Raw genomic sequence first — 3,442 nt, forward strand, 5'->3', positions numbered from 1 at the left:
CCTTTAGATTCTTCTTTCAAATCGGTTACCTCATAATCATCGAGAGCGTACCAGATAGCTGATAGTGTATGCGGGTCTATAGTTCTATGATGTTCCCCAGCTTATCGGTAGCATAAGTGAGCGGTTTTAGTTCATAAATCGTGTTCTCGCAACGATCAGAGCAAATGATCTTCTTGAACCGTTTGATCTTCTTTGTGTATTGGAGACGTGATCCTTGATACTTTCGGGCACCTACCATATTGAAACCGTGTTGCTGAAAATAACGTATTGTTTTGGGCTCTGCTGAATCCGCCTTGATTAATTCCTTAGTCTCTGCAAATTCCTTGAGTTCTTCGGCTGTCTTATCATCCGTCAGTCCATTTTTGTAATACTCCCAGTAGATATAGAGATATTTCTTCTCGTGATCCACAGCAACTCTAACAACGGCGTTATACGATTCCACAAAGCCAAAATCCATACCAACCCGTTTAAGAGGGCGGTTAATATCAGCGATTGCCTTCAAAACCTCTTCATGTGGTCGCTCTTCAAACTGCGGTAGTACCCGAATTCCATTCACGCCAAAATGACCTTTCCGCGCAATTCGGTAAAGGTCTGGATCGTATGTCTTCAATTCTTCAAGTTGTTGCACATAGCTTTCTGGCAGAAAAAGATTATCGTCTGCTGTTGAGTGATGATAATAGGTATCGTCGCTAACGATTATCCGCTTTTCATAAAGCTCCTTATCATCCAGTACAAATCGCTTCTCTCGATCGTTTTTAAAAAAGTGCTTAAAAGTCCAATTATCTTCTCCAACTGGATTTGTTGAAAGTATCATGTGAAGCGGCAATGTCGGGTGACGAAGACGTCCTAACAGCTCCTTGAATCCCTCATACTTCACTTCTGAACATTCCTCAATCCAAATGAGTGAAATATTATTGATTGATTTCAGTTTGGCTGGCTTATCCATCCCTTTAAAGATGATGCGACTGCCATTTGAAAATCGAATCTGCATAGGGGATGCAACACACCTAACAATATGATCTAATTTCAGATCACTTACAAGTTCATCAAAAAGAGAAAATGTTGAGTCCCTATGTGTGTCGTACACTTCTCTGATAACAAGTGCAGTTCGTTTTTCTTTAAGCAATTTCAGAACAATCTTCAAAGCAACATGATAGCTTTTAGATGATCCATAACCACCAACGAGAAACTGAAACTTTTGACTCCAGTCAAAAAGAAATTCTTTAAAATGAGGATTTACTTGTTTAATCACTGTCATCACCTTTGTTCACAATGGTGATTTCAAAAGGTTTATCTTCTTCTGTAAGCTCTTCAACCTCTAATTTTTTCTTGTTGATATTTAAGCGTATATGTTCCAATTTAAGGCGTCGTTCGTCTTCTGAATTAGCTAATTCGTCAAACTGTTTAATTAGGTTCCTGAGCTCTGCCATTGCCCGAGATTGAGCGTTCAAGAACGTAGCATGACGATCCCAAGAAAATTGAAATTCGTATTCTTCCTCTTCGACTTCGTCCATCTCAGATAGGATTGACTTTTTCTTTTTAAGTTCCTTAATCATTTCTTTCTTATCAGAAACGAACATGATTTTTTGAGCCCTTATAATTGCAGCATATTGGATCTGTATCTGATCCCATATCATATCGACAGGTGAGCATTCCTGAATCTCTTCCATGATGGAGAGAGTTTCTTCTGGCAAGAATTTCGAGAAGAATCCATGAGTCATAGCGTTTTGATTTCTCTGTGGTGCGCCGCCCTTATTCCCTAAAGCATTTTTGTTACCGAGTGGTGCACCTACTTTTTTTGTGTGCACACTTTTCTTGGGAGGTGCACCCTTTTTTCTTTGCCAACCATGCCGCTGTTTCCACGATTTGATTGTGTTAACAGACACCCCGTATCTCTCAGCAAGGTCTTTGTATTTCATACCTTTGACATAATCCTTATACGCCTGTATGTGCTTTTCAACCATCTACATTCACTGCCGCCTCCTTTTGAATTAAGTTGTTTTGAAGATCCTCCCTCTAAACTGCCCCGAATCCAAGTCGACAACCGCCCATTTCTTTCATGAGATTTACCGCGGAAACAGTTACAGAGGGATATAAAAAAGACACTCTATTGAGTGTCTCTTGAAAAAAGATCAAAATTATAATAATTATCCTCATATAATAGTTCGAATTTTTCCAGTGGGAAAATTGATGACTCAAAACTTTTTAACAATGAATACTTCTGTTTCTCGTTTAAACTTTCTATAAAATTAGGCCTGAAAAAGATGTTTTCTGTATATTCTATGATTAGAAAGTTTAGATACTCGACAAATTCTTTATCATTTAAAAGCTCTAATTGATTAAAATATTCTCCATACACATCATCATTATCTGAAAAATATGAAATGATAATATTTGTACCACCTTCGATAGGATAGATATTTAGATAAATTGAGGGAAGCACAAGGTTCTTATTAATATTATGAATCTCATTTAAAGTATTTCCTTTTAAGTCCTCATTGACTGCAAAAGAAGTCGATACAGCAAAATTAATTTCAAATGGAAACTTTCGAAATAATGTTTTTATGTTTGAAAAGTTATTTTCAAGATAGCCCCTTTTAAATTTTTCATAATCAGAATTAAAATCTCTAATATCTAGCTCTGCTAGTTTAAAATTATAAACAAAAAAAGAGTCAATTAATTTATTTGGGTACTTTTTGGATATATTTCTAAGTGACTCCAACCTTCTAATTTTTTTATGCATTTCAATACATAGTGCTCTAAATGCAAATAAAAAATTTTGTATTTCCTCATTTTCATAATCCTTTAACTCTATAGGCTTAAACAATTCTGTATCGTGAAAATCACAAAAACCGAAAAAAGTACTGGCTTTATTCTTGCTAATCCTTTTAAACTCTGTTGTAATCCCTTCATCATTAGAGAATCTATGTGAAATTTGGTAAACATGATTTTCATCACTTATCCGATTAAGAATTCTATTATTTTGTATCGAGTGAGCATTTTTTATTAAATCACCACATTCTTCTTTATTAAATCCAAAACATGTTTTGAAATCAGTTTCATCCCACAGTTTACTCATTTCATATTGTATTCTGCTTTCAGAATAATTAAGCTCCCTTAAAGATTTCTGTTTAAAGTTTCTCGCTTTTTGGTAACAGCAAAACTTGAACTTCTTACCCGATAAACAAGGACAGGGCTCATATGGTTCAAATTTTAAATCCTCTTTCCTCAAATCATCAGTTAACAAGAACATCTTATCATTCCTCTTACCTTAATATTTTAAATACATTAAAACAGAAGAGCCTTTATTCATGACCTAGTCAATTTATATTTTTTTCTTTTTTGTCTCTTCAATCTCTTCAATTTCTTCAATGCATTCATCAATTAAAATTTTAAAACCAGAAACCTTAGTTAAAAAACGTTCTTTATTTTTATACTGAAT

At 34.9% G+C, this 3,442-nt stretch carries 2 protein-coding genes and 1 pseudogene; all 3 read right to left on the bottom strand.

Translation table 11 applies throughout. The features are described from left to right. A pseudogene (locus tag LWH95_RS21295) lies at window positions 1–1,252 on the bottom strand (PBSX family phage terminase large subunit); the annotation flags it as partial. Next, entirely contained in the window at window positions 1,245–1,964 is a 720-nt protein-coding gene (terS, locus tag LWH95_RS21300; protein WP_232920336.1) for a phage terminase small subunit, read from the bottom strand. The gene terS and the pseudogene LWH95_RS21295, both read right to left, overlap by 8 nt. A 143-nt stretch (window positions 1,965–2,107) precedes the next feature. After that, window positions 2,108–3,253: an SEC-C domain-containing protein gene (locus LWH95_RS21305; RefSeq protein ID WP_232920337.1), complete on the bottom strand. Its 1,146-nt coding sequence runs from the start codon at window positions 3,251–3,253 to the stop codon at window positions 2,108–2,110. Window positions 3,254–3,442: the final 189 nt, after the last annotated feature.

Source organism: Bacillus sp. G16, from assembly GCF_021282335.1.
Taxonomy (GTDB): Bacteria; Bacillota; Bacilli; order Bacillales; family Bacillaceae; genus Bacillus; species Bacillus inaquosorum.